We start from the raw sequence: 25,575 nt of genomic DNA on the forward strand, positions 1-25,575 counted from the left end.
GACAAGAGAAGGGCTCGCACGTGCTCATCCCCGCTGAGATAGGTGGAGTTCCCGTACTGATCGAGGCCGTCGCAGGGCCAGGAAGAGAACCGACTTCCCGCAGCGAGCGCCGGACTGAGCTCCTAGAGGATATGTTTGCGCGCGCTCAGACAGTAATTGAAAGCGTCGCCTTATCGGCGATGGATGTTAGGAAGAAGCTTGCATCTCATGTGATTCCACCGGACCAGGTTGAAGTCCAGTTCGGAGTCAAGTTTTCCACGCAGGGACAAATAGTTATTGCGAGCGCCGGCATGGAGGCCTCGTTAGCCGTAAAACTCATCTTCAATGGACCCGCCATCGTGGATGATGATGACACTAGCTCCGCAAACGCCCAGACGCTAAGGGTGGATAGCGATGAATGAGATTTCGGCGGCAATTGGGAAGCAATTCAATGAGCCACTGCTCTTCCTCGGCCGCATTCTTGACGGCACGGGCAGGCGAACGGGAACCTGTTTTCAGGTGGCCGACGGATATCTCGTTACGGCGTACCACGTTATCGAGTCAGCGTCGGAAGGCGACTCTGTTCAATATGAGTCGATGGATGGTCATATGCGCTCCGTTGCATTTCTGGAGCGCTTCGACAGCGAGCACGACATCGCTGTCCTGAAGACTCATACTAAATTCGCAAGGAACGTTCCATTCCTTGCACTGTCTGATGCACAAAGGCCAGATACACCAATCCACCTTACGGGGTTTGCAGAGATACCCGACGCCACGAGGCCGTCTGGATACGCCGAATACGACTTTCGTCGAACAACGGGCACATGGGAAGGTGTGGCGAGGGAGTCTCCCAGTGGCGTACTGATGGCCCAAGCCCGGGCTGACGGCACAGCAGTTGGAATGAGTGGATGTCCGGTACTGCGCACATCAGATGGCGCAGTCGTCGGCATACTTAGCAACCGCTACAACACAGATAGCGCATGGTCAGCAGGCCGGATATCGATAGGCAGGATAGAAGATCTAGAACCACTACTGCCTAAGGACCTATCGGTTGCAATCGAGCGCAGCTCTCCCTACACCGATAGTGATCGACAAAAATGGCTCCAGGAGGCTAAGTTTGACCGATCCAAGTGCCAAGCAGATCCCTATTTTATTCAACCGGACGAGTGGGAGAAGAAATGGGCCGAGGGCGTAAGCGCCCTGGCACGTGGGGACGTTATTATAGTCACTGCGCTACCTGGAGTCGGGGCAACAACCTTCGCTGAACAACTCCTTGCCCGCAGCACTGACACCGAACTACAGATGGCGAGACTGGAACCGGGCGACTGGGACGAACCGTCTTCAGAAGCCCTTCCCCGACGGTCAAAGCGCGCTTACATACTAGATCTAAGCGACCCGGAACATGACCGCCCTTCAATAGCCTTCATACAAGACCTGAGTAATGTTGCAGAAGAATACTTGGCGCTACAGTCTAGGCTAATAATCACTATATCGAGCGACCTATGGCGAGGGCGAGGCATCAGACAGATCCCTCATCTCTGCGTCATTAATATCGATACGTCGCCAAACCCGCGGAGGCTGGCAGAGCACTATCTCAGTCTGCGTGACGAGAAACTGCGCGAGGAGATCAGATGGGATGACCTATCCTCGTATCTCGAGGGAATGAGCGCTGTGCAAACACTCGAAGCTGTCGACACAATCCTTTCAACATATAAATCCTATACAGATGGCGATACGGAGCCTATCCACAAGCGCATTACAGAAGCACTAGACAATCACGCCGACACACTCGATCTGCTCTTTTCCGACCCTGCCCGGGACCGTACGCGCGATCAGGTGCCGAGTAGGCGCGATAAGCTTGATGACCTGCTTCCTTTGTCCCTAGAAGATCGTTGCCTCCTCATTGCGCTAGCCATTCGTGGCGTGGCACGGCTCAGCCAATTCGAGATGGAGAGTAAGCGCCTTCAAGATATTGTAGGCGGTGTTTCTTCGCCCGCAAGCAACACAGCGACCCCTGGAGATATCCTCGCAGGACCAGGACTACGAGGTCGGATACGCTATATTGATGCGAGAGTCGACGCACATGAAGTAATACGAATGAAGCGCCCAAGCCTTGGCCCCGCTACCATCAGATACGTATGGGACAATTACGCGGCCATCCGCGAATCTATAGCTGACTGGATGACAAGCCAGGCCTCTGAAGACGATGAATGGAAAACTATAGCCAGGGACTGGCTATCCTCTCTTGTTCGTCGACATCAAGACGTAGATTTCATCAAAGGCAGTCTTGCAAAGGTAGCCCATCAGCATAAACAGCGGAATATTTTGGCTGACGTTCTCCGCGATGCTGCTTTGGATCCTCACATGCAGCGTCGTTGCGAAAGGCTCCTCTATGACTGGGCATGGCAGGTCGACCGCCAAAGGACAGTTCTCTCTGTATGTGCACGACTTCTGCGCACTGACCGCAAGAGCATTGCACTGATACGGCTAAAACGCGTCGCTGACGCACCAAAGCTGTCTGCCGGCGCGCAAGAGGGACTCCTTGAAATCTTTCGAGAAGTCGCACGAGATGACGAACTTCAGAAGTGGTTCCTGAACGCCATACGATCATGGTTTCCGAAGACTGCTGCTGCGACGATTCCAAAATCGGCTAAGTTGGCATTCGCGGCGGCCATGGACACCGAGGTCGAGGGTGAACCATGGCTTCTCTCCAATGATGCGCGGGGTTCGGACGTGGACCGCATGTTGGGAGAGGTTATATCGGAACTCACGGAGATCCACGGTGCAGACAAGTCACTAGCAGCTTTGGTCGTTAGAGCGGGGCCCGACGATGACCTATATCACGCCTTGATCCGGCGGATAGCAGCTGCCGCCATGACCTACGGCCTTCTCCAATCGATTTTCAACCTGAGCTATAGGCTTAACGAGGCTGGCGCTAAAGTTGGACGCAATCCTATCCGGGACATTGATGCAGTAATTCGCACAGAGCATCAAGTGGCCGTGAGTAGACGTGATCAGTCAATCCCACCCACTGTCGCTCAATGATGATGTATCGTACAGGATTCATAGGATTCGCAATCGAGCAGCTGCAGCTTCCGTCCGCCACAAGCGGATTCCACTTCCAGGCGCGTATCAGAGGAAGGTATAAACGAGGCCGCACTAAACATGTCAGCCGGGAAAGCTACGTGCATGACTATGTCTTAAGCATGGCCCGCAAGATCGCCCAGGAATGGGATGTAGATGAGGCTGCAGCGGCGGAATCTGCGATCAACGCTGTGCTTGGAAAGCCAGCTAAATGCAAGGACAGAATTTTTCGCGATCTCACTGCATGTGGTGTACTTAGTTTGAGCAGCGAAACCCTTCACGCTTTTATCCAACTGCGGCACGATCAAGCTCGGGTCGAACGGCTTCGTTTTCTCAAGGAGCACCTATATACCGAACCCGTCCTCTTGGCAATCGAGTTCCTCGAACGTAATCCAGAGAGTATCGAGATCGACGATCTGGATGTCCACAAGTTCTTCGAATTTGCGAACAAGGTGCAGCAAGCGGAGCGTTGGTGGGCTCCTCTCATGCATGCCTGGAGCGAACTAGCCAAACAGACGCAATCAACTGAAGCTGTTGGCGAGGCAATGAAGATACTACTCGAAGCAATCCAACGCCTCGACTTCAGATTAACGGAACGCTTCGAGCTTCCGACAACCCCTACGCTACGCAGCCCGAATGACTTACAGAGTGATCGGCAGAGGCCGTAAGGGCCGACACTTCGGCCTCCGCAGAATGTCACCCCGATGGTCCTGGCCTACGACGATGCTGCTGAGGGGTCTGAACCTGATCAGGCTTCAAGGGCGGCTTCAATTCGGCGATTGATTTGGCTGTCGCGCCCGTCGAGGCACTTGGCATAACGCTTGAGGAGAACTTCAACGCTGTTGCCTGCGCGCTCCGCTACGACCGTCGCGTCAACGCCTGCATTTAGCCATGTGGACAGGGCAGCGTGACGCAGGTCGTAAGGCTTGCCCGCGAGGGGTGAGGCCATCTGTTGCGTAGTTAGGGCGAAACGGCGAGCCTCTTCCCAGGCCCGTGAGTAGGTAGAAGCACCGAGAACGCCACCGCGCTCGTTGCGGAATAGCCGTCCGTCAGGGGCCGTGCCGAACTCTTCGAGATGCGACCTTAGGATGTGAACGAGTTCTGGCGGGATTGGCACGGGCCGGACATCCCGTTCCTCTCTCTGCTTGAGCCCGCGCTGATCGTGTACGGTCCCGCTGTCCGTCCACTGCTTGCCGCTGCTTGGGCGGGTGATCTCGAGAGTGAGCAATCCCCACCCTTCCTCGGGCAGGTGACAGTCAGTCTTGCGAAGGCCCACTGCCTCAGCCGGCCGAAGACCGGCGAAGTACAGCGCGGCGAAGAATGCCACCAGGCGGCGGCCTCTCCCACGGTGCCAGCTTCCGACGTAGGAGAGGCTTACGAGCAGTTCGCGAGCTTGGGCGGGGTTGACCACGCATCGCCGGTCAACGGTGTTGTCCCTGGCCACCTTCTTCTGCTTGACGCGCTTGAGCGGGTTCTCGATCAGTTCGCCGAGGTCGATAGCGTATTCCAGAGCGGTGTTGAGGCCGCGGCGTCGGCGGGCTGTCGTGTCCGCGGCCGCTCGCTTGCCGTCGCGCGTGAGGGTGAGTTCCTCGCAGATGTTGCGGGTCACGATGGGGTCGGCGAGGTCACTCACCCTGATAGTGCTCTTGCTGAGCAGGTGAACGGCGTCTTTAAGGCGAAGCGGGGCCACCTCGTCCTCCTCGCGAGGTATGAGGGCCCACTGCATCGCAGCTCTGATCTCTCTCTTGCCGAGGCCGGCAGCCTCGTCGGTCAGGAGGGCGAACGTGGCCACGGTGAGGCTATCCACGATGCTCTCGCGGGTCTTGGCGGCAGCGCCCTTCCACCTCATGTGGACATACTTGCGGGAGAAGTCGTACCAGCTCAGGCTGACCTTTTCCGTCTTTGTCATGGAGGCGGGCAGGCCGGTGAGCGTGTCGAAGGGTTCGCCCTTCTTGGCGGCCTTGAGCAGGTCGGCGCGGAAGTGGTCGGCGAGGGCGCGGGTGAGGAAGGACTTGGACTTGGGTTCGGTGCCGACCTTCCAGCGGAGTTCGTAGGGCTTGGCGCGGCCCTTGCGCTGGCGGATGGTCCAGATGACGACGTCGAGGGTTTCCATGTGCTGTCCTCCTAGGCTGCGGTCTGCTCGAAGGTGCTGAGCCAGGCGTCCAGGTCGCAGCGGCGGACCTTGCGCTTGCCGTTGGGGAATTTCAGGGACCTTGGGCCGCGGCCGGTGTTCAGCCAGCGGTAGAAGGTGGATTTCGGGACGTCGATCTCGTCGAGGACCTCGGCGATGGTGAGCAGGGCCTTGGGACGCGTTGTCATGGTGGTGGCTGCCTTTCGGGCATCGTGATCGGTGCTGGGTGATGCCTCGGCGGTTGTGCTTGGCGGCTGGTCGCCGAGGGTGCCCGCGGGTGGTTGGGCGGGGGTGAGCCGTCCCAGCCGTCCCAGGGTCATTTCCGCAGGTCAAGCCTGGGACGGCTTGATTTGGTGGGACGGGTCATGCCGTCCCGGCGATGGAAGCCGTCCCGCTCTGACCTGCGGTGACGAGGCTGGGACGGCTGGGACGGCTGTCCCTCTCGATCGGCACCACATCGGCCTCTGGGATAGGGCCGAGGGCTGGGCAGTAGCGCGCCCACGGGTCGGCGAAGTCCGCCCTCTGATAGCCCTTGGCCTGCTGGCCGTTGGGGAAGCGGATGTTGCCCGAGCGGATGTCGTACTCGCGCAGCATCGTGCCGAGCTTCATCGCGGTCAGTCCGGCAGGGCCGTGATCGGCCCATTCGCTCTCAGAGTCGCTCTTGAGGCGCTCCAGCAAGACGGCGGTAGGTAGGGCGGTGTCGGGGCCGAACGCAGTACGGCAGGCGGCCAGCAGTCGCACTCGGGCCGAGGTTTGGTCGTTCTCGTCGGCCTCGGCGGTGAGGGTCAACGTGGCGGTGCGGGCGCGATCAGGCCAGTTCTCGCCCGCATGGTCAGCAACGATGACGAGGGGTTCCCAGGTGTCGGCGGCGCGGTCTTCTACCGGCATGCTGGGTTCGGCCGCTTCCAAGACGGACAGGTCAGCGCGGAGCCACAGATTCAGGTCGGTGGCCAGTTCGCGGAGAGCGGGCCGGTCTCGGCGATGCCGATAGGGAGCGGCGTTCTCGCCGGGGGCGCGGCGGCGCATGCGGATGACGACGGCGCGGTCTTCGATGGTGTCGGGCATGGCTCCGATGCCGGCGAGTGCTGCCATGGCGAAGGTCGGGATGCTTTCGACGCGGTTGGTGGCGGCGTCGTAGCGCTTGGCCGGGCGGTTGCGCTGGTGGCCGGCGTTGAGCAGGCCGCGGAGGTCTTCGTTGCCGTCGGCCTTGGGGCCGAAGATGGTGTCGGCCTCGTCCACAAGCATGGTCGGCGGGTCTTCGGTGATGGAGCGGTAGACGGCGGCGCTGGAGGAGTTGACGGTGATGAACGGCTCGTGGCAGGTGGCTTCCACCACGTCCAGGAGCCGGGACTTGCCGCAGCGCTTTTCCGGGCCTCGGATGACCAGGCGGGGCGCGTGTGCCCACGCGGGCTGGGCGTGGGTGGCGGCGATCCAGAGGGTGACGGCGTCGGCGGCCTCGGGGCTCGGCAGGATGACGTAGCGGGTGAGCGCGGCGCGTAGTCGGTCGAGCAGGGTGGCGCCGGCGGGCGTGCGGTCGTTCATGGGTGGTGCTCCTTGGTTGGTGTTCATGCGGCCCTGCGACGGCGGGGCTGGACTTGCATGCCTGCGGACAGGCCCGAGGCGATGACGGCGGCGATCTCGCGGGGTGGGTTCGGGTCGCCTTCGGCGTTGGCGGTCTCGGCGGCGGACTGGAGGGCGGTGATGACGACCTCGGCGGTCAGCACGCCGCGCGTGACGAGCTGGCCGAGGTTGAAGGCGGCGGTGTTGAGGCTGCGGTTGCGGGTACCGCGCCGGGCGGTGGCCACGCGTTCGAGCTCGCCGCGTAGCGCGGCCTCGACGTACCGGCTCAGGCGGTGGCTGGGTAGGCAGGCCGGCAGATCGGCGGCGCTCAGCGAGGGCGGTGCGGCGGGTGTGAGCGCCTCGGCGAGCCAGACCGGGAGGGGGGCGGGTGGTAGGTCGCGGGTGATCTCGTAAGGGCCGGTGCCGTCTGGCTGCGTGACGTGGCTTCCGGGGCCGACGACGTAGCCACCGCAGGCGCGGGTGTCGATCAGCCAACCGAGTCCACCCTTGTGGCCTGCGCTGTTGCGCAGCCTCAGGCCCTCGGGCGGGGTGAAGTAGAGGTGCGTGCCGCCGCGCCGGGTGCGGACGGTGAACGTGTCGTCGGGGTATGGCTGGTCGTGCTCGGCGCACAGCAGGCGAAAGACGTGCTCTCCGTTCTGCGGGTGATGCTGGGCGAGGCCGACGGGCGGGTGCTCGCCGGGTTTGGGCTGGTCGAGGTCAATCACGACCAGCCTGGACGGGCCGCAGGCGATGCCGATGTTGTACGGCTGGCGTGGCCAGAAGGCGGCGATGCGGTCGGTGTCGGTGGTGGCGTGTCGCTCCCAGTCGGTGAAGCCGCGCAACGGCTTCTTGCCGCGTGGGGTGAGTGGGAAGACGCACCAGCCACGAGCGGCGGCCTTGAGGGCGGCGCGGGTCAGGTCAGGCCACCCCATTGGACGCCTCCTTGGCCGCAAGGAACCGGGGGCGGTAGCCCTCGGCAGGGACGTGGATGAGTGCGTCCAATGGGGTGGCGCTGTGTGCGTCGAGCGTGAGCCGACCCCGGCCGAGGTGGTTGAGGTCTTGCAGGTGTGGGCGTGGTGCGGTCGTTCGGGTGTAGTGGTGGGGATGGGTGCTGGTCGGTGTCATGCTGGCAGTGCCTTTCCTCGTGATCGGGGTGGGTGGCCTCGGCGGTTGTGCTTGGCGGCTGGTCGCCGAGGCCGTATCCCGGTGCCGCGTGAGCGTGGCTAGAACGGCGGCTTGTTGCCCGTCGGGGCGCTGGTGGCCCACGTGTCGGGTGCGCCGCTGTTGTGGCTGGTAGGGGCCTTGCGGGCCGCTCTGGCGGGCTTGGCGGTGGCGAAGCGCAGGGATGGGCCGATCTCGTCAACGGTCATCTCGAAGACGGTGCGGTGTTCGCCCTCGCCGGTCTCGTAGGTGCGCATCCGGAGCTGTCCGGAGGCGATGACGCGGGTGCCTCGGGTGAGGGACTCGCAGATGTGCTCGCCGAGGTCGCGCCAGGCCGAGCAGCGCATGAACAGGGCCTCGCCGTCTTCCCACTGCTCAAGCTGCTTGTTGTAGGTACGCGGGCTTGAGGCGATGGTGAAGGTGGAGACGGCCGTACCGGTCTGGGTGAAGCGGAGTTCGGGGTCGTTGGTCAGGTTGCCGATGATCGTGATGGTGGTCTCGCCGGACATGGCGGGTTCCTTCCGCGTGAGACTGGGTTAGTGGGTGCCGTCGCGGTACAGGCGCCGGGCGTAGACGTAGAGCTGCCAGCCGAGGCGGGGCCGCATGCCAGTGCCGTCGCAAGCACGGCAGGTGCGGTTCTTGCCGCCGGGGCGGCATCGCAGGCAGACGCCCCAGGGCGAGGCGAGACAGAACCCGATGTAACTGAACGTGACGATCGGTAGGCAGAGGGCTAGAAGGGCGACGACGGTGGCCATGTGGGCCTCCAGGGCCGTTTCCGGAGTTTCCGCAGGTCAGGGTCTAGGTGTTAGGTCGCAGGTCAGATGCCGTTTCAGGCTCTAGGTGGGCCTCTAGACCTAGAGGGGTCTGCCTCTAGGTCTAGAGGCGATCGGCTGGGTTACGACGCCTTGCCTCTGTCGCGCTGGGTGACTGCGGTGACGATGTCATCACGGGTGATGTCGATGCGGTTCGCGCCCTTGCCGCCGCCCTCCGGCGTGCCCCAGACCTGCATGGTCTTGATGCCGTACGGCTTGAGCGCGGTCGTGAGCTGGGCCGTCTTCGCGCCGCCCTCCAGTCGTGCCCATACGCCGTAGATGTCGGGCCGCAACTCGGCGAGGCGATCCACGATTGCCTCGTTCCATACCTTGGTCTCGGACGGCGGGACTACAGTGAGGATGTCGGCGAGCAGGTCGAAGGTGGGCGTGAGCTGCTCGGGTGTCTCGCCGAGGGCGTGCCCGCTCAGTGCTCCTGTGCTGGCCCGTAGTGCGTGGGCGCGGTCGGCGATGCGTTGTGTGGTGGGTGTGTCCAGGTAGGCGGTGCGCACGACCTTGGGCATCGCGGTTGCGCCGAGCAGGTAGCCGATACCGGCGTCCATCTTGGGCTGGAAGACGGTGGCGCGGATGCCGTTCTTGTAGGCGGATGTGCCAAGGATCATGTCGTTTTCAAGTTGGCCGGCGACGCGCAGGCAGAACCGGATGGTGACGTTCGCGCTGATGCCGGTGGGCAGGCTGTCCTTGTCCGGGCGCTGGGTGGCCAGCACCAGGATCACGCCGAGGGCGCGGCCGAGCTTGATGATGAACTCGGCGTCATCGCCCGCCTTGTTATCCTCTCCGGAGTCTGGTGCGTAGGTCCGAATCCTGCAGGGGGAACGCGATCTTGGCTGGCGGTTCTAGTCGCCGACCAGGACGAACACCGTACAAAAGGGGCGGGCCTTTCCTGGAGTCCCGCCGACTCGCTGACGCTCGCAGGTGGATTCCCGTGCAAAGGCTTCACCGATCCGCGAACGTATTACTCCCTTGCCGAGACAACCCGGCTGGCATATGTGTGAGACATCGCCTGCTGGAGGAAACTTTGGCACCCAACCGATGGCCGACCGGCACCTTCATGCACCGTTTGACGGACGAGCTGCGCTCGGAGCTCCTGGGGCTCGGGATCTTGCGCTCGTTCCCACCCGGGCACGTGCTGATCAGCCAGGGAGATCGCGGCACATCGGTTTGGATCCTGTTGGACGCGCTGGTCAAGGTGACCGGAGGCGTTGAGAACGGTGTGGAGGCGACCCTGGCGATTCGGGTGTCGGGTGACATCGTGGGTGATATGGCCGCTATGGATGGGTCGCCGCGGTCGGCGACTGTGACCACCTGCGGGCGCGCTGTCTGCCAACAGGTCAAGGGCCCGGTATTTCGCTCTTTCGTGGCCCGGCGCCCGGCCGCGGCGCTGGCGCTGACGCAGGTTGTGGCCGAGCGGCTGCGTTGGGCCAATCAACGGCGCCTCGACTTCGCCGGGTACGAGACGAAGATCTGCCTGGCACGCGTGCTGATCGCGCTGATCTCGCGGCACGGCCGCGCCACGGATGACGGAGTGAGCATAGGCATCCCGCTCACGAGAGCCGAGCTGGGCCTGCTGGTGGGCGCCAAGGAGATCACGACGCAGAAGGCGCTGCGCGAACTGGCCGCGGAGGGGGTCATCCGACGAGGGCACCGCGACGTAGTGGTGAAGGACCTGGCAGGGCTGACTGCGCTCGCCGACCTCCCGTTCCTCGCCAAGCCATATTTCTAAGGCTTCTCCCGCCGGATGGTGCCTCACGCTAGAGCCCCACCCGCTCATTGGAGATGCCATGGTCATGCACGATTACCACGTCCTGCTCACAGCTGACATCGAGAACTACGGCGGCCGCACCGACGCCCAACAGCGAACCCTCCAGTCCGGCCTGATCAGCGCTATCGAGACGGCGGCGGATCGCGTTCAGCTGGACCACGAGTCGTGGTCGCGCCAGGTGGGCGGTGATTCGCTGACCGCAGTCCTTCCCGCCGAGCCGGGCCCTCTCGTCACGATTCCTCTTCTCCTCGACCAGTTCCTGACCGAGCTGGATGTGGCCATCGCGGCGCACAACAGCCGACGCGCCGATCCCACCTGGGCCCGGATGAGAATACGGCTGGCCGTCCACGTCGGACCGTTGCAGTTGGACGGTGCGGCCGGGTGGCCTGGGCAGCACGCGGTACAGCCCGCGAGGTTGCGTGATTCGGCACCGATCCGGGCCGCGCTCGACATCTTCCGCGACGCCGACCTAGCGCTGATCATTTCGCGGGAGGTGTTTCGCGACTACGTGTCACAGGGCCCAGGGCGGCCCAGGCCGTCGGAGTTCCTGGAGGTTGCGGTGGCGGAGAAGAAACAGAAGTACCCGGCATACCTGTACGTGCCGCACTTCGATGTCCACGACATGGAGCCTCCGGAATCCCCGCTGCCCAGCGACGACGCCCCGTCCACACCTCCGTCGGGCAGCGGATCGATCAAGAACCGGGTCAACAAAGGCGACATCTTTTTCGCGCAAGGAAACATCAACCTCACTCATGACCCTGAGCGGAGGAAGAAATGAGCGACTCCCCGCCTGAGGAATCGGGCCCTGAAGCCTCGCAGCCGGAAGAACCGCTGGTCGAGGACGCCTCGCCCGAGGAGGAGGACGAGACATTTCAGGAACCCGACAACCAACCAATCCGTCATCAAATGGCCACCTCCCGGCAGGAGTGGCAGGAACGTCGGCAGAGCTTGGACGACCTGTACGCCGACGAACTGTCCAGCCCCGGCACCCGGGACCTGAGCGGCCGCGTGAGCAACCGCGTCAAGAAGGGAAACCTCTGGTTCGCCCAGGGCGACATCCACATAGGCCAGGGGCGGCCACAACCGACAGCGACGATCAACGAACTGACGGAAACCGAGATCGCGGACCTACGGCGAACGCTGGTACCGACCCAGTCACAAACCGAAATAGGCAGGCTGCTCGACAGCCGGCGCCTGATCCTGCTCGGTGGAGCGGCAGAGACGGGAAAGGCGACCACGGCCCTGGCGGCGCTACTCGACTGGGGTGGCAGGGTGAGCTGGATCATGCCGTACGGAGCGAGCACGCCGAACCCCCGCGACTGGAAACTGGAATCGGGTCACGGCTATCTGCTGGACCTGGTCGATACGCCCAATGCCGTCGACAGGGTGACCACGAGTCTCAAGCGTGCCGGTGTCAACGCGGACTACAGGATGATCGTCCTGGTGCCGGAGCACATCCAGTCCTCCATCGCGCCCGTGATCGAACACGACCCACCGCCGAACCGCCGGATCTTCACCAAGCATCTGTCCGTTCAGGCATCGGGCGCACGGCTTGCCGCAGACGATCAGCAGATTCTGGACGAGGAGCTCCGCGTCCTCTCCGCGCCCTGGCAGGTGGTCGAACTGGTCAGGCAGGTGGCCGCCACGATAGAGTCCGGCAGCCCCATCGAGACCATGCTGAACCAGCGATTCCATCGAATGCGCGCGAAGGTGGGCGAGAACCTCGAAAAGCGCAGGCCGACTCTGGGCCGGTGCTTCATGACCAGCATCGCCGTACTTCACGGTCTGCCCGAGGCGGAAATCTCCGGCGCGGCCCTGGCCCTGGCCGAACGGCTCGACGAGAAGTGGCGTCGTGATCATTCGCCGAAATCGGTCCAGCTTTGGGAGAACCTGCCGGCCTGGCTGAAGTACGTGGATGCCGAGGCCACACCCGCCGGGCCCGGCGGCGGGCGAAGCATCAGGCTGAGACGCCCCGAGCTGGCGGCCGTCATGCTGCGCGTGATCTGGGAGGACCAGCCGACCATCCGCGACTCGCTGGTCGACTGGCTGATCTGGCTCGGCGGCGAGGGATCCTGGCATACGAGGATCAAGGTCGGGCACGCGGTCGGAAAGCTAGCGACCTTCGACTTCTCCCTCGTCAACGAACGGTTCCTGGAGGTGTGGAGCCGCTCCCGCCGACCCCGGGACCATCAACTCGCTGCCCTGGCACTGGAAGCCGCCGCCGAGAACCCATCGATGACCCGCCGCGTCCACCTCCATCTCGATTCGATGATCCATGGCAACGACGCGAAGAAAGCGATCGCGATCCGCGCCTACGCCTCGTCCGTCGGCCTCTCCGCACCCGACCAAGCCCTCGCCGCGTTCAGGACCCTGGTCCTGAGCAGGGGCGTCAAGTTCCACCGCGACGTGGCCCAGTCCATCGCCTACCTCTATCGCAGGAACACCGCGCCCACCATCATGAACCATCTCGCTGACTGGGTCCGTGACGGAGGAGCGGTCGGTCGTCGCGGCGCCGCCCTCGCCTTCGGACGACTGGCCGCGCTGCCCGTCTCGAGCCCCGAGCGGCCGCATCCCAGTGACCTCGATCCCCATCCCTCTCTGGTGATGCTCTGGCGCAACGCGCTCAGCTACGAGGAAGAGGGGCGCCTGGTGGTGCCCGAGTCCTGGGACCTGCTGCTGAACGAATGGCTGCGCTATTACGGCGAGCGGCCGACCGTACGGGAGATCACGGACCAGATCTTCAGCCTGACCGATGTGCGGAACGCCGAGAGAGCACTGCTCTACCTCCGGCTCTGGCGGCACCACGGCGAGATCTCCGCCGAACTTCACCATCACCTGCGTCAACTCGTTCACAGGAGCTGATCTCATGCGCAAATGGCTGGCACCCATGCTCTACCGCGTCCAGCAGAACCAGCCCGAGGCCGAACCGCCCATCGACATCGAGCCGTTCGTGCTGTCCTCGCCCGCCAAGGGCGACGCTTACGACTTCTCCGTCACCCTGTTCCGTACCGCGACCTCGGGCGGGAAACGGACCTCAGCTCTGTTCAGTGATGAAATGCCCGAGGCGGAGGCGGTCCTCCAGCGCGCGTGTCAGGAGGTACGTTCGACCACCCGGCGATTCGAGATCACCGCGCCGGGCGCGGCGGAGCAGGCCACGAACGAGAGACTCCAGGCGATCTCAGGCTCGATGACAGGTGTCTACCGGTGGGCGGTCAGAGCCGAGGTCAACGTTCCCGAGGAGATACGCCAGCTCAACCGGGCCGCCCACAAAAGACAGCATGACATCAGAGCCGACGCCGACGCCGCGCTGCTCCGGATCAAGAGCACTGACGAGGTCCGGCAGGAGTGGCAGGACTTTCTCACCACCGTGGTGGGAAGCGCCCAGGTGGAGCACGCGATCAAATTGGCTGTCTCCCCGGAGCAACTACCGCAGATCATCGCGGAGCTCGTCGAGCAGCGGCAGCAGGGAGCGCAACAACTGCTCGGCACCGTCGACTCGATCATGCAGCGCTACGAGACGGTGGACATGCTCAACTTCGTCGTCCGCAACGAAACTGTACTCCGCAGAACCCTGGAACTCCTCGGCCTGCCCGTTCCGCCGCTGGAGGACGACACGCTGCTGGTAGGCCGAGCGTAAGGTGCTCGCCGGAGCGGCGCCATCCAGCGACCGCGCGGTCACGGCGAAGATCCGGTGAGCACGACGTTGATGAGCGCCGCGCTCACCGTGGCCGCCATTCCACCGAGGAGCAGCCAGAATCCCCAGCGGATAAGGCGATACTTCTGCCCGACGATGTGGCTGACCCGGTACAGCTGATCAGCGACCCGCTCCAGGTCCAGTGTCGAGGACCGCATGAGAGCGCCGGCGACGGTCGCCGGGGAGTCGAGGTGGAAGATATCGGCGTAGTACATGACGGCGCCGTTCCCCTTCCGCCGATCAAGGCGCGGATAGACCGCGCCGGCGAGCACGACCACGGACGCCAGGGCTGCCGCTGCCCCAACCCACCACAGCCATTCGACGGTATTGGACATCTCGAAAGGTGACCAGTTTCCCGCAAGCAGGCCGCCTGCGACGGCGCCAAGGCCGATGCCGACGATGCCGAGGAGGACCTGGGCTTTGGCGTCCGCACGGTTGAGTTCCTCACGGGCCTCTTTGAGTAACTGTGTTCCGTAAGCGCACGCATCGTCCTCGGCTGCCTGTCGTTCGCCTGCAGGGGGTTGGGTGAAGGCTCGCACGATCTTGTGGAACACGAGAAACCTCCTCGCCGGGGGCGATCACAACGCAGAGCATTCCACGACCGCCGTGAGTTGAAGCCCGTGATGCTCTTCGCGCCTGCTGTACACCACCTCAGCAGGAGGCTCTCTGCATGATCGTGGGCTACATGTGGGCCAACCATGGCATTGATCAAGTGGCATTGATAGGTCGCCCCTGGTCGAGGGTATGCCCAGCGGCAAACCTCCAACCCTCTCCGGTGTCGACGACACGTGAAAACTGGCTCTGGCACTAATTTCGTCATTTTCCGGCGGCGGGCTTCTGGCGCAAGAATGAGCTGGGTAGACATCGGCCAGGCGGCTTCTGTCGCTACCAATTTCAGACCGTGTCTCAGTGATGCCTCCTTGCAAGCGACTTCTCCTGCCTACAGTGGATTTCTCGGAGTTTGTCCGCGAAGGAGTGTTGGATGGATCCGATCGTGTTGGCAGCGGCTACGGCCCTGGTGGGGGCGATGGCCACCGATGCCTGGCAACAGACCCGTACCGCAGTGGTGGCCTGGTGGCGCAAGGTCCGCTCCGAACAGGCCGAGACCGTGCAAGCCGAGCTGGAAGCGACCCAAATTCAGGTTCTCGCCGCCCGTGAGCGGGTGGATCCTGACACAGAGCAGGCCCTGGCAGGGATATGGCGGCTGCGGCTGCAGCAGATCCTCGATGAGGACCCGACCATCGGCTCGCAGCTACAGCGCCTGCTGGATGAGCATCTGACTCCCTCACTGCTCTCCAGCGAGCAGTCCCGTATCCAGCAGATCATTAACGCCCATGCTCACGACCAGTCGTGGCAGTTCATCGCCGGCCGAGATCAGCACATCACCGGATCGTGAGTAGGCGGGATGGGGGAGTCCGAGCCCGCCCAAGTGCGCATCGAAGCAGTCGCCGAGAGCCAAGCCCGGCAGATCATTGCTGGTCGAGATCAAACGATCTACACCGGTCCCATACCGTCTCCTGCAGTGACGATGCGTACCCTACCTCGGGACGTGGTGGGCTTCACCGGCCGTGACGCCGAGCTGCAATGGCTCATCGCTGCCGCATCGAGAACATCTGGCCTGGTGGCCGTCTACACCATCGATGGCATGCCCGGCGTGGGGAAGACCGCACTGGTAACCCGTGCCGCGCACGTGCTCGCTGACGCTTTTCCGGACGGGCAGTTGTTCGTCAACTTGCACGCTCACACCCCCGGTCAGCAGCCCGCCGACCCCCGTGACGTGCTCGGAGATTTGCTGGCCTGCACCGGCATGCCTCAGGGCGAGATCCCTGGAAGCGTGGAGGGGCGAGCGCAGCGGTGGCGCGGGCGTCTAGCCGGTAAGAAGGTGCTGCTGGTCTTGGACGACGCGGCCGACCATGCCCAGGTAGAACCGTTGTTGCCCGGGGCGGCGGCATGCGTGGTCTTGGTCACCAGCCGGCGACGTCTGATCGCGTTCCCTGGTGCCGAGCCGCTCTCGTTGGCCATGCTGCCGTCTGGTCAGGCACTTGAGCTATTCACTCGCGTGGCCCGTCGGACGCCTGTAAGGCAAGAGCGCGATGCTGTTGTCGATCTGGTTGAACGATGTGGCTATCTACCGCTGGCCATAACGTTGCTCGCTGGCCGCCTGGCTCACCATCCCGCGTGGGATGTCGCCGCCTTCGCGGATGCGTTCGCCGCTGCTCAGGATCGGCTGGGTGAACTCGAAGCAGGCGACCGTGCGGTGACGGCCGCCTTTGACCTGTCTTACCGCTCCTTGTCTCTGGACCAGCAGCGCCTCTTCCGCCGTTTAGGCCTGCACCCCGGCTCCAATTTCGATCCCTACGCCGCTGCCGCCCTCGATGACATCTCCGTCGTCCAGGCCCGTCGCCAGCTCCATGCTCTGTATGCCAGCCACTTCATCGATGAACCAGCGCTTGGGCGCTACAGTCTGCACGACCTCCTGCGCGCATACGCCCAAGCCCTCGCAGCCCAGGATCCAACTGAGGAACGCGAGTACGCAACCGACCGCCTTTGCGCCTACTACCAGTGCACCGCCGAGGCCGCTGACCGTCTCATCAAGCATCCTCGCCCCGGTGCCGCCGCCCTGATCGATGCTTCTGCCATGACGCCGGAATTCGCTGACCGTGAACACGCGCTGACCTGGATGCGCACCGAACGCTCCAACCTACTCGCTTGTGCCAGCTTTGCTGCGATCAATGTGCGTGACTCCTATGTCATCCGTCTCGCTAAGGCCATGGCTTCCTTCCTTTCTCAGGAGGGCGTCTGGGACCAGGCCGCCGTTCTCCATGAGGCGGCCCTCACCGCCGCACAGCACACCGGCGATCGTCTCGCCCAGGCCGATGCCCTACAGAATCTGTCCTGGGCCCGAAGCGGAATGGGGGCCTACCCGACAGCAGAAAACCTGGCGGAGCAGGCACTGGCCTCGTATCGCTCGCTCAGTGATCGGAACGGGGAGGCCAATGCCTTGCTGAATCTCAGTCAGGCACGGCGTTTGAGAGGAAAATACGAGCTGGCGGCCGTTCTGGCAGAGCAGGCTCTGGCCCTGTACCGTTCCCTCGGCAACCGACACGGCGAAGCCCGGGCTCTACAGGCCCAGAGCTGGATCCGGCACGTAGCGTACGGAGATTATGGGGGAGCAGCTGACCTGATCCAACAGGCGCTGTCCTTGAATCGTGCTCTCGGTGACCGCCTCGGCGAAGCCAGTGCGCTGTCCAATCTCCGCAGGGTCCGGCATACGCTCGGGGAGTACTCAACGGCAGCCGACTTGGCTGAGCAGACGCTGGTGCTCTATCGCGTCCTCGGTAACCGGAAAGGTGAAGCGGACGCGCTCCGAGGTTTGAGCCGGGCACGATGTTCGCTGGGGAATTACGAGGCGGCGGCGGATCTGGCAGAGCAGGCTCTGGCCTTATATCGCTCCCTCGGCGCCCGGCATGGCGAAGCCGAAGCCTTGCTGGTTTTTAGCCAAGTACGGGTCATGACCGGGGAGTTCCAAGCGGCAGCCGACCTGGCACAGCAGGCCCTGACCCTCTACCAAGCCCTCGACTTCGGCCACGGCGAAGCCAACGCCCTCCGGCTTCTGGGCCAGGCACGACATCTATCCGGGGAATACTCGGCAGCGGCCGACCTACTGGAGGAGGCCCGGACACTGTTCCACCATTTCGGTGATGACCAAGGCGAGGCCGAAGTCCTGAACTGTACCGGTGCTCTCCTGGCAGACTCCGCTGGAATACAGGAAGCATTTGTCGCATACCGGCAGGCTCTGCAACTGGCACGTAAGGTGCAGAGTCCTCTGGACGAGGCACATGCTCTCGAAGGAGCTGCCCAATGCCTCACACGCTCCGGCCAGCAGCAAGCCGCACTCGTTGAGCTGCGCTTGGCAGTAGCCATCTACCAACGCATTGGGGCTGCCGAGGCCATATCGGCTGCAGAGCATCTAACAGTCCTTCAGGCGAGCGTCCGCAGCACGCCGTCCACCATACCGAGCAGGGCAGGGGAGGCCAGTCGCGTGTGACGCCGTAACCGACGTCGGCAGGAGGCTCTCTGCATGACTGTGGGCCACGTGTGGGCCATCCATGGCCTTGATCGAGTGGCATTCATGCATCGGCCCTGGTCAAGGTCATGTCCACCAGCAAACCTGCAATGCTCTCCGGAGCCGGGTGCGTAGGTTCGAATCCTACAGGGGGCACTCGATCTTGACCGGCGGTTTCGGCCGCTGAGCAGGGCGAACATCGTAGATACGGGCGGGCCTCCAGTCTCACGGAGTCCCGCCCGTTCTCGTTGCCGCTCGCAGGTTGTGGACCAGTGGTGGACCGTCTTCACGGTCCACCACACGAGGCAGATCTTCGCCGACTCGCACGAGACCTACGGCTACCGGCGCGTGCACGCCGCCCTGCTGCGCGCCCCGGACACGCCGCCCCGCTCCACCCTGCCGAGCACCAGACCATCAACGCGACCGCGTGACCAGTTTGCGGACGGTCCGGTGATCGTGGCCAAGGTTTTTAGGATTGTGCGTTATTCGGCCCTGGCTCAGCGCCAACTCGTCAGATCATGCCCCCGGCGGCGTTGATGGTCTGGCCGGTGATCCAGCGGGCGGCATCGGAGGCCAGGAACGCGACGACGTCGGCAATGTCGGCTGGTTCGCCCAGGCGGCCCAGCGGTGTGCGGGCCTTGGCGTCGTCAATGACGTGCGAGGGCACGGTGTCGATGACGTCGGTACGGGTCAGGCCGGGCAGGACGCTGTTGACCGTGACGGATCTGGAGCCCACCTCCCAGGCCAGCGTGCGGGCGAGCTGGTCACCGGCGGCCTTGCTTGCGGCCAGCAGCGCCATGCCGGGCAGCGGCGACACGGTCAGCGCGGAAGAGATCAAGATGATCCGGCCGTGGTCGCTGATGCGCTGCGCGGCCTCGCGCAGAGCCACGAACGCGGACCGCACGTTGGCGTGCAGATACTGGTCGAAGTCCTCATCGGTGGCGCGAGCCAGCGGCCCAGCGGTCGCCGTGGCCGCGTTGTTCACCCACACGTCCACCCGGCCGTACTGGCTCTCGGCCGCGTCGAACAACTCCTTGACCGCCTCGGGGCGGGTGATGTCAGTGCGGACCGCGGTGGCCAGCCCGCCCGCGTCCTTGATCTGGTCCACCGCCTGCGCGGCCGTCTCCTGGTCGCGGGAGCCGATGAGGACGCGCATCCCCGACGCGGCGAGCCGGTCGCTGATCGCCCGTCCGATGCCACGCGATCCGCCGGTGACGACTGCGACCCGATCCTCGATACGCATAACCCCTCCAATTGGTCGATCCTATGGATAGTCCACAGCATCGACTAATTTGGTAGAGGGTGTCAACTGTCCAGGTAGTAGACTGCCTGCCATGGCCGCCGCACCCGATGACGAACTCGTCGAGACGCTGATCGGCGTCTTCATGGAGATCGACGGCCTGTTCAGCACGGCGAGCCGCCGGCTGGGACTAACCCCCCAGCAAGCGCAACTGCTGTGCTTCGCCCAACATCTGCAGCCGTCCTTCGGCGAGCTCGCGGCCCTGCTGCACTGTGACAAGACCAACATCACCGGCCTGGTCGACCGGCTTCAGCGACGCGGCCTGCTCACCCGCCAACCCGACCCCAACGACCGCCGGATGAGCCGCGTCCACCTCACCCCCCAGGGCGAGGCGGTCACCGGCCAATTCCAGCAGGCCATCAACACCACGCTGACCACCCGCTTCAGTTCCTGGCCCACCACCCAACGCGACAGCCTCGTCCACCTGCTCCAATCCGCCAGAACAGCACTACGTCCCTGATCTCAGCGGCCACCTCCGACCCCAACACGCCACCAGCCCCGCAAAGCCGATCACACCGAACCGCCACCGCACCCCCCCGATTTACACCGGCTTCCGGGACAACAAGCGTGAGTAACTGACAACTTCGGCAAGTAACGACAGCCGTCCCCTGATCAGACAGTCGCATCGCGCCAACACGGGGCCGCTGACGTGCACATAGAGCGGGGAGTCGGCGGCTCCGAATGTCAGGTGATAGGGGGAGTGATTCGCCGGTCTCGGCAGCTTTCGACCGGTCTCCGGAGCCGGGTGGGCAGGTTTGAATCCTGCAGGGGGCACTCGCGATCTCCATCGAAGATGGGTAAGGACCTGCGGAAACGCAGGTCCTTCTGCGTTTCGGGCGCGCCATCCGCTGCAGCCGATCCCATGATCACGTATGAGGAGCGTACCGATCTTGGGCTGTGCAGCAGCAAGTGACACTGGCCCCTCCGTGATCTCCTTGACGCCGGCCCCGGTCGGGCGACCGGCGACGTTCGCCTTGTCTGGACGGAGTCCGAATCGGTGATCGAGCCGCCGACATGCGACTGGATCTCGACCACGACCGGCCAAGGTCGGAATCACCTCAAAGGCCCGCGATCAGCGAGGGGTATCCAGCCCTTTGCGGTCGAGCGCTGCTCGGATCTGGCTGAGCCACTCCGTACCCAGCCGGCGCCCGTTCGGGAGTTGGTCGCCTCGATCCCAGCGCCACGTTGTGATCATCGCCAGCATGAGGATCCGGCATTCGCGCAGCAAGTCTTGATCGACACCTGGATAGTGCTCGCTGACTTCTTCGGGCGCATGGGCGAGGTCGAATTCGACAGGCCCACGGCAGCATGTCTCGAAGTCTATGAACAGTAGCCCGTTCTTCGTGGTCAGCACGTTGCCCGGGTGCGGCTCGCCGTGCAGCAACTGCTCGGCGCCGCCGCGCTCACCGATCACTCGTCTCAGGCTTCGTAACGTGTCGTCGAGCAGCTCCCGGTCCGCGTCGGCGAGCGCCGGAGTTTGGTCGCGATTCGCCAGGAGTTGCTGAGCCTGCTCGACTCGATCCGTGAAATGCGGCGTCGGGACATCGAGTTCGCGCATGCCGGCATGGAGTCGCTTGAGCGCATCGGCGTAGTCGGCTGGTGAGACCTCTTGAGGTGTCACGGGTTCGTAGTAGGTCCACAGCGTGACCGCGAAGCCATCACGCTCATAGACGCGTGGCTCCACTCGAGGCTCAAGAGCAGCCACAGGGCACCCGGAGTCGGCGAGCCGCTGAGCAAGGTCGACTTCGAACTGTGCGACCTGATGCGCTACAGGCGCCACCCGGGCCAGGACGTCACAAGGCAGCAGGCGCAGAGTGAGCTTGTTCGAGTCATGAAGAACGATCGCGTCGTCGGTGGTCAGGCCAAGTGAGGAGGCGGTCGACGTGGCCGCGGCCACCGCACGCGGGAACTCTGACGCCTGCATCTTCGCCTGGTGTCCTCTCCCTTGAGTGCTGCCGTGCCCTCCAAGCGGTGCAACCTGCGCACCATACCAAGTCGTCGATTGAGCCGCGGTGGCGCGATGGGCAGGGCGCGACTGAATCGGCGATCTGCGGCTGGGGAGCTGGGCCGGGCCATCACCCTGACTGGCCGCCTTCCCGCCCACTGCGGCGAGATCCGCAGCTGATACGCCCGCGTTTCCACCGGCAGCCAGAATCTCGAACGCCGAGTCGATGCGCTGAAGGCGGTCGGCTGCAGGTCGCGTCTTTGCCGACAAGAAGTCGGGCAAGACCGCCGAGCGGCCCGAGCCGGCGGCCTGCCGCGCCTTCCTGGCCGAAGGCCTACACCCTGGTTGTCCCGCCGTTCTCTGGCCGGCCTCATCGCCATGGTCGGCGAACCCCACCGGCTTACCTCACTGCACGAGAACGTCGACGCCACCCCCGGCGGACGCCTGATCTTCCACGTCTTCGCCGCACTGGCCGAGTTCATCCGCGAGCTCATCGTCGCCGGCACCCGCGACCGCACCGGCGGCCGTCACACCGTTGTCACTCGGAGTTGCTGTGCGTAGCGAGCCGGAGAAACTCGATCGCCAAGCTGCTCGGTGTCTCGCCGGGCACGCTGTACAGCCACATCCCCGATCTACGACAACTCTGCCAGGGCGGCTCTGCCCGGGAACTCGGAGACGGATGGGCGACTGCTCGCGATGCCCTATCTCAGCGCCGCCAGGCTGCCCCGTACGGTCTTCGTCAACGGATGATCTACGCCGAGTACCCGCTCGCAGCCGACGAGAGCAGCCTCGTACAGGGAGGTGGCCCGGCGCAGATCCCCCGCGGACGCGTACGTGTAGGCGAGGTTGTTGCGTGAGGACAGGGTTTCGGGATGGTCGGCGCCCAGCACCCGTTCCCGATCGGCCAGCGTCGCCTCGTGCAGCGGGATGGCCCGGCTCAGATCTCCCACCATCTGGTAGGCGTAGGCGAGGTTGCTGCGGGAGGTCAGGGTGGCGGGGTGATCAGCGCCCAGAATTCGCTCCCTGTCAGCGAGGATGGCCCTGAACAGCGGGATGGCGCGGCCGAGGTCCCCCGCCGACACGTAGGCGCTGGCAAGGTTGTTGCGGAAGATCAGAGTCTCGGGGTGGTCAGCGCTCAGCACCCGCTCACAGGCCGCCAGCGTGTCCTGATACAGCGGGATGGCGCGGCCGAGGTCCCCCGCGGACGCGTAGGCGTGGGCGAGGTTGTTACGGGATTGCAGGGTGTCAGGGTGGTCGGCCCCCAGTACCCGTTCCCGATCGGCCAGCGTCGCCTCGTGCAGCGGGATGGCCTGTCCCAGATCCCCCGCCATCTGGTAGGCGTAGGCGAGGCTGTTGCGCGAGGACAAGGTGTCGGGGTGGTCCGGGCCCAGCACCCGCTCACAGGCCGCCAACGTGCCCAGATACAGCGGGATGGCACGGCCCAGATCTCCAGCCGCCTCGTAGGCGCCGGCGAGATTGTTGCGGGAGGTCAGCGTGTGGGGGTGGTCGGTGCCCAGCACCCGTTCTCGATCGGCCAGCGTCGCCTCGAACAGCGGGATGGCCTGTCCCAGATTCCCCGCCATCCGGTAGGCGCCGGCGAGGTTGTTGCGGGATTGCAGGATGTCAGGGTGGTCGGCCCTCAGCACCCGCTCTCGATCGGCCAGCGTCGCCTTGTGCAGTGGGATGGCCCGGTTCAGATCCCCTGCCATCTGGTACGCGTAGGCGAGGTTGTTGCGTGAGGTCAAGGTGGAGGGGTGGTCCGGGCCCAGCACCTGTTCGCAGGTCGCCAGCGTGTCCTGGTACAGGGGGATGGCCCGCTCCAGATCCCCCACCATCTGGTAGGCGCCGGCGAGATTGTTGAGGGAGGTCAAGGTGGAGGGGTGGTCCGGGCCCAGCACCTGCTCACAGGCTGCCAGTGTGTCCTGGTACAGGGGGATGGCGCGGCCCAGATCCCCCGCCGCCCGGTAGGCGCCGGCAAGGTTGTCGTGGGAGGTCAGGGTGGCGGGATGATCAGCTCCCAGCACCCGCTCGAACGCCGTACCGGCTCGTTCAAGACAGCCGATCGCGCGGGTGATGGCGCCTTGATCGCTGAGGAACAGGCCGGTGTTGTTGAGCAGGACGGCGGTGGTTGTGCTGTCGGTATCGGGGGAGGCGTGGTCGGTCAGAGCGGTGATGTGCGGCAGCAGGGTTCGCCAGGTCGGCCAGTCGGCCGGGTCCTTGCCCGTTTCGGGGACGGTGGCGAAAAGCAGGCTGGTGGCCTGGTCGCGGGCGGTGTCGATGTCGGCGGCCTGGCGGTGCGGGTCACCGGGGTCCGGGGTGCGAGCGACGGCTTGGACCAGCCGGTGCACGGTGATGTGTTCGCTGTCGAGGTTGATCATGTTGTAGGCGGCCAGCTCGCCTACCGCGTGGTGCACATCCTGTGCCGGGATGTCGAGACCGGCCAGGAGGGTGCGGGGGATCGGCTCGGCGCCGTACCAGGCCAGGATGCGCAGCAGCCGCCCGGTCAGCGGGACAGCGGCCAGGTGGTCGAGGGTCAGGCGCCAGATGCGGGCGATGGTGCGCTCGGCGTCGGCTCCGCGGGCGGCCCGGTCGTACATCACCGCCGGCTGCGCTCTCAGCAGCTCCAGGTAGGCGCGCGGGGTGAGCCGGGTCTGGTGCAGGTACGCACCCGCCTGCTCGATCGCCAGCGGCAGGCAGCCCAGCTCCCGCACCAGCTCGACCGCCCCCTCCAGGACTTTGGGCAGGTCCCCACCGGGGTCGGCCTGCAGGCCGTCGCGGGAAAGGCCGGGGGCGGCGATTCGGGCCAGCAGGTCGAGCGCCTCCCCTTCGCTCAGCACGTCCAGGCGCAGCACCTGAGCGTCCAGCCGGTGCCAGCCCTCGCTCAGCCGGCTGGTGACCAGCACCTGCCCGGTCAGGGTACGTTCCAGCAAAGGCCGCACATCGGCCACGTCGACGACGTTGTCGAGCACCAGCAGCCACCCCTGGTGGGCGGCCAGCCACGCCGTCGCCCGCTCGGCCAAGGCCTTCAACGGCAAGGCCGTAGCCAGCTCCGGCTGCAAAGCGGCCGCCAAGCTCGCCAGGCCTGTCTGCACCTCCTGGCCGGAATCAGCATTGATCCACCACACCGGGTTGAGCTCGTCGCCGGCCTTGCCCTTTGCCGGGTGACGGCCTGTGGCCTGCGTCAGCGCGTAGTGCGCGGCCAGCGTGGACTTCCCGACCCCGCCCAGGCCGTGCACCGCGGCCACCACCACCTCACCCCCGCCCTGCAACGCCGCCTCCAGCGCGGCCAGTTCCTCGCCGCGCCCCACGAACGTGCGCGTGTGCCGGGGCAGATTCACCAGCCGGGGCGGGGCGGCCACCTCGGTGACCGGCCTCAGCGCCGCCTCTGGCAGTACCGTCTCGTGGATGATCTGGTCATGCGCAGACTGATAAACCCGGCCCTGTTCGGAGGCAGCGGCCTCCAACCGGATCAGCGGGTGCTGGTGCCCAGGATCGCCGGCCGTCATCGTTCGTTGATGATCTGATCGCGTCCGGCCTGATAGACGCGGCCCGACCCGGAGGCCTCTGCCCGCAGCTGCACGTTCGTCGCGTTGTCGCCGCTGGAGGCGATCCCTGTGTTGTCGTTCCCGATCGAGATCGAGCGCGGCCCGGAGGCGGAGGCCGATGTGCCGAACGTCGCGACCAGCACCCGCAGTTCGGCTTCGGCGGCAGGATCGTCCTCCAGCAGATCACTCAGCCGCACCCGCCACGCCGCCTCCTGCTCGCTGCGGATCCGATCCAGCTCGGCGCCGGTGCTGCCGACCAGTTCCTGCCGTGAGCGCTCCAGCCGCTGCTCGGCGATCTCCTGCCGGTCGTGCTTGCCCCGGCTCAGCAGCCGGGCGAAGCCCTGCTTGGCCGACGTCCACGCATCAGTGGTCATCGCCGATACCAGCGCAGTGCCACCCGCCGCCGCCAGAGCCGCCAACGCCTCACTCAACATCTCAGGCCCGCCCCCTTGTCCGGCTATCGCCATGGACACGTTCCGCATTACTCCGACAACCGAACGATCATGATCTGAGGGTCC

General features: G+C 64.6%; 23 protein-coding genes. 11 read left to right on the plus strand and 12 right to left on the minus strand.

Annotation, left to right across the window (positions count from 1 at the left end):
- Positions 1–20 precede the first annotated feature (20 nt).
- From ABZX61_RS03100 to ABZX61_RS03110, 3 genes are read left to right on the plus strand one after another with little or no spacing between them, the layout of a single operon-like run.
- Positions 21–401 carry a CU044_2847 family protein gene (locus ABZX61_RS03100; RefSeq protein WP_355191049.1) on the plus strand — a complete coding sequence of 127 codons (381 nt, stop codon included), beginning with the start codon at positions 21–23 and terminating at the stop codon, positions 399–401.
- On the plus strand, positions 394–3,024 hold the full coding sequence (locus ABZX61_RS03105; protein ID WP_355191051.1) for a serine protease: 2,631 nt from the start codon (positions 394–396) through the stop codon (positions 3,022–3,024). The genes ABZX61_RS03100 and ABZX61_RS03105 overlap by 8 nt, the downstream gene beginning before the upstream one ends.
- Positions 3,021–3,731: a hypothetical protein gene (locus ABZX61_RS03110; protein WP_355191053.1), complete on the plus strand. Its 711-nt coding sequence runs from the start codon at positions 3,021–3,023 to the stop codon at positions 3,729–3,731. Before ABZX61_RS03105 ends, ABZX61_RS03110 begins: the two co-directional genes overlap by 4 nt.
- A gap of 80 nt (positions 3,732–3,811) precedes the next feature.
- Here ABZX61_RS03110 and ABZX61_RS03115 read toward each other — a convergent pair whose 3' ends face one another.
- The 7 genes from ABZX61_RS03115 to ABZX61_RS03145 all read right to left on the minus strand — a co-directional run bounded on the left by ABZX61_RS03115 (position 3,812) and on the right by ABZX61_RS03145 (position 9,461).
- Positions 3,812–5,176, minus strand: coding sequence for a tyrosine-type recombinase/integrase (locus ABZX61_RS03115; protein WP_355191054.1), 1,365 nt, complete (start codon positions 5,174–5,176; stop codon positions 3,812–3,814).
- Between the two features lie 11 nt (positions 5,177–5,187).
- Positions 5,188–5,382 (minus strand): helix-turn-helix domain-containing protein, encoded by a 195-nt coding sequence (locus tag ABZX61_RS03120; protein WP_355191056.1) that lies wholly within the window; start codon positions 5,380–5,382, stop codon positions 5,188–5,190.
- A 175-nt stretch (positions 5,383–5,557) separates the two neighbouring features.
- On the minus strand, positions 5,558–6,736 hold the full coding sequence (locus ABZX61_RS03125; protein WP_355191058.1) for a DUF3631 domain-containing protein: 1,179 nt from the start codon (positions 6,734–6,736) through the stop codon (positions 5,558–5,560).
- Positions 6,737–6,759: 23 nt separating this feature from the next.
- Complete coding sequence (locus tag ABZX61_RS03130; RefSeq protein ID WP_355191060.1) at positions 6,760–7,686, minus strand: bifunctional DNA primase/polymerase; 927 nt, start codon at positions 7,684–7,686, stop codon at positions 6,760–6,762.
- Positions 7,687–7,977: 291 nt separating this feature from the next.
- A complete protein-coding gene (locus ABZX61_RS03135) occupies positions 7,978–8,424 on the minus strand; it encodes a single-stranded DNA-binding protein (RefSeq protein WP_355191062.1) in 447 nt (148 codons plus the stop codon).
- Positions 8,425–8,451: 27 nt separating this feature from the next.
- Positions 8,452–8,670 (minus strand): hypothetical protein, encoded by a 219-nt coding sequence (locus ABZX61_RS03140; RefSeq protein ID WP_355191064.1) that lies wholly within the window; start codon positions 8,668–8,670, stop codon positions 8,452–8,454.
- Positions 8,671–8,810: 140 nt separating this feature from the next.
- Entirely contained in the window at positions 8,811–9,461 is a 651-nt protein-coding gene (locus ABZX61_RS03145; protein WP_355191066.1) for a hypothetical protein, read from the minus strand.
- A gap of 335 nt (positions 9,462–9,796) precedes the next feature.
- Between ABZX61_RS03145 and ABZX61_RS03150 the strand changes: the two genes are divergently transcribed.
- Genes ABZX61_RS03150 through ABZX61_RS03165 form a run of 4 tightly spaced genes read left to right on the plus strand, consistent with a single transcriptional unit; the run spans position 9,797 to position 14,144 of the window.
- Complete coding sequence (locus ABZX61_RS03150; protein WP_355191454.1) at positions 9,797–10,468, plus strand: Crp/Fnr family transcriptional regulator; 672 nt, start codon at positions 9,797–9,799, stop codon at positions 10,466–10,468.
- Positions 10,469–10,526: 58 nt separating this feature from the next.
- Positions 10,527–11,285, plus strand: a complete 759-nt coding sequence (locus ABZX61_RS03155; protein ID WP_355191068.1) for a hypothetical protein — start codon at positions 10,527–10,529, stop codon at positions 11,283–11,285.
- Complete coding sequence (locus ABZX61_RS03160) at positions 11,282–13,369, plus strand: hypothetical protein (protein WP_355191070.1); 2,088 nt, start codon at positions 11,282–11,284, stop codon at positions 13,367–13,369. Before ABZX61_RS03155 ends, ABZX61_RS03160 begins: the two co-directional genes overlap by 4 nt.
- A 4-nt stretch (positions 13,370–13,373) precedes the next feature.
- Positions 13,374–14,144, plus strand: a complete 771-nt coding sequence (locus ABZX61_RS03165; RefSeq protein WP_355191072.1) for a hypothetical protein — start codon at positions 13,374–13,376, stop codon at positions 14,142–14,144.
- 38 nt (positions 14,145–14,182) lie between these two features.
- Here ABZX61_RS03165 and ABZX61_RS03170 read toward each other — a convergent pair whose 3' ends face one another.
- Positions 14,183–14,755, minus strand: coding sequence for a Pycsar system effector family protein (locus ABZX61_RS03170; protein WP_355191074.1), 573 nt, complete (start codon positions 14,753–14,755; stop codon positions 14,183–14,185).
- A 428-nt stretch (positions 14,756–15,183) separates the two neighbouring features.
- On the opposite strand from ABZX61_RS03170, the gene ABZX61_RS03175 reads away from it, so the two are divergent.
- Complete coding sequence (locus tag ABZX61_RS03175) at positions 15,184–15,597, plus strand: hypothetical protein (protein WP_355191076.1); 414 nt, start codon at positions 15,184–15,186, stop codon at positions 15,595–15,597.
- 9 nt (positions 15,598–15,606) lie between these two features.
- Positions 15,607–18,249 (plus strand): tetratricopeptide repeat protein, encoded by a 2,643-nt coding sequence (locus ABZX61_RS03180; protein WP_355191078.1) that lies wholly within the window; start codon positions 15,607–15,609, stop codon positions 18,247–18,249.
- A 529-nt stretch (positions 18,250–18,778) separates the two neighbouring features.
- Here the strand turns inward: ABZX61_RS03180 and ABZX61_RS03185 are convergent.
- Positions 18,779–19,510 carry an SDR family oxidoreductase gene (locus ABZX61_RS03185; protein ID WP_355191080.1) on the minus strand — a complete coding sequence of 244 codons (732 nt, stop codon included), beginning with the start codon at positions 19,508–19,510 and terminating at the stop codon, positions 18,779–18,781.
- Positions 19,511–19,601: 91 nt separating this feature from the next.
- Here ABZX61_RS03185 and ABZX61_RS03190 point away from each other — a divergent pair, with 91 nt between their 5' ends.
- Positions 19,602–20,027: a MarR family transcriptional regulator gene (locus ABZX61_RS03190; protein WP_350728571.1), complete on the plus strand. Its 426-nt coding sequence runs from the start codon at positions 19,602–19,604 to the stop codon at positions 20,025–20,027.
- A gap of 612 nt (positions 20,028–20,639) precedes the next feature.
- On the opposite strand, the gene ABZX61_RS03195 is transcribed toward ABZX61_RS03190, so the two are convergent.
- On the minus strand, positions 20,640–21,491 hold the full coding sequence (locus ABZX61_RS03195) for an aminoglycoside phosphotransferase family protein (protein ID WP_355191082.1): 852 nt from the start codon (positions 21,489–21,491) through the stop codon (positions 20,640–20,642).
- 366 nt (positions 21,492–21,857) lie between these two features.
- On the opposite strand from ABZX61_RS03195, the gene ABZX61_RS03200 reads away from it, so the two are divergent.
- Positions 21,858–22,073 carry a hypothetical protein gene (locus tag ABZX61_RS03200; RefSeq protein WP_355191084.1) on the plus strand — a complete coding sequence of 72 codons (216 nt, stop codon included), beginning with the start codon at positions 21,858–21,860 and terminating at the stop codon, positions 22,071–22,073.
- Between the two features lie 140 nt (positions 22,074–22,213).
- Here ABZX61_RS03200 and ABZX61_RS03205 read toward each other — a convergent pair whose 3' ends face one another.
- Positions 22,214–25,018, minus strand: a complete 2,805-nt coding sequence (locus tag ABZX61_RS03205) for a tetratricopeptide repeat protein (RefSeq protein ID WP_355191086.1) — start codon at positions 25,016–25,018, stop codon at positions 22,214–22,216.
- A complete protein-coding gene (locus ABZX61_RS03210; protein WP_355191088.1) occupies positions 25,015–25,431 on the minus strand; it encodes a hypothetical protein in 417 nt (138 codons plus the stop codon). The genes ABZX61_RS03205 and ABZX61_RS03210 overlap by 4 nt, the downstream gene beginning before the upstream one ends.
- Positions 25,432–25,575 lie beyond the last annotated feature (144 nt).

The organism is Nonomuraea sp. NPDC003709, from assembly GCF_040610775.1.
Lineage (GTDB): Bacteria > Actinomycetota > Actinomycetes > Streptosporangiales > Streptosporangiaceae > Nonomuraea > Nonomuraea angiospora_A.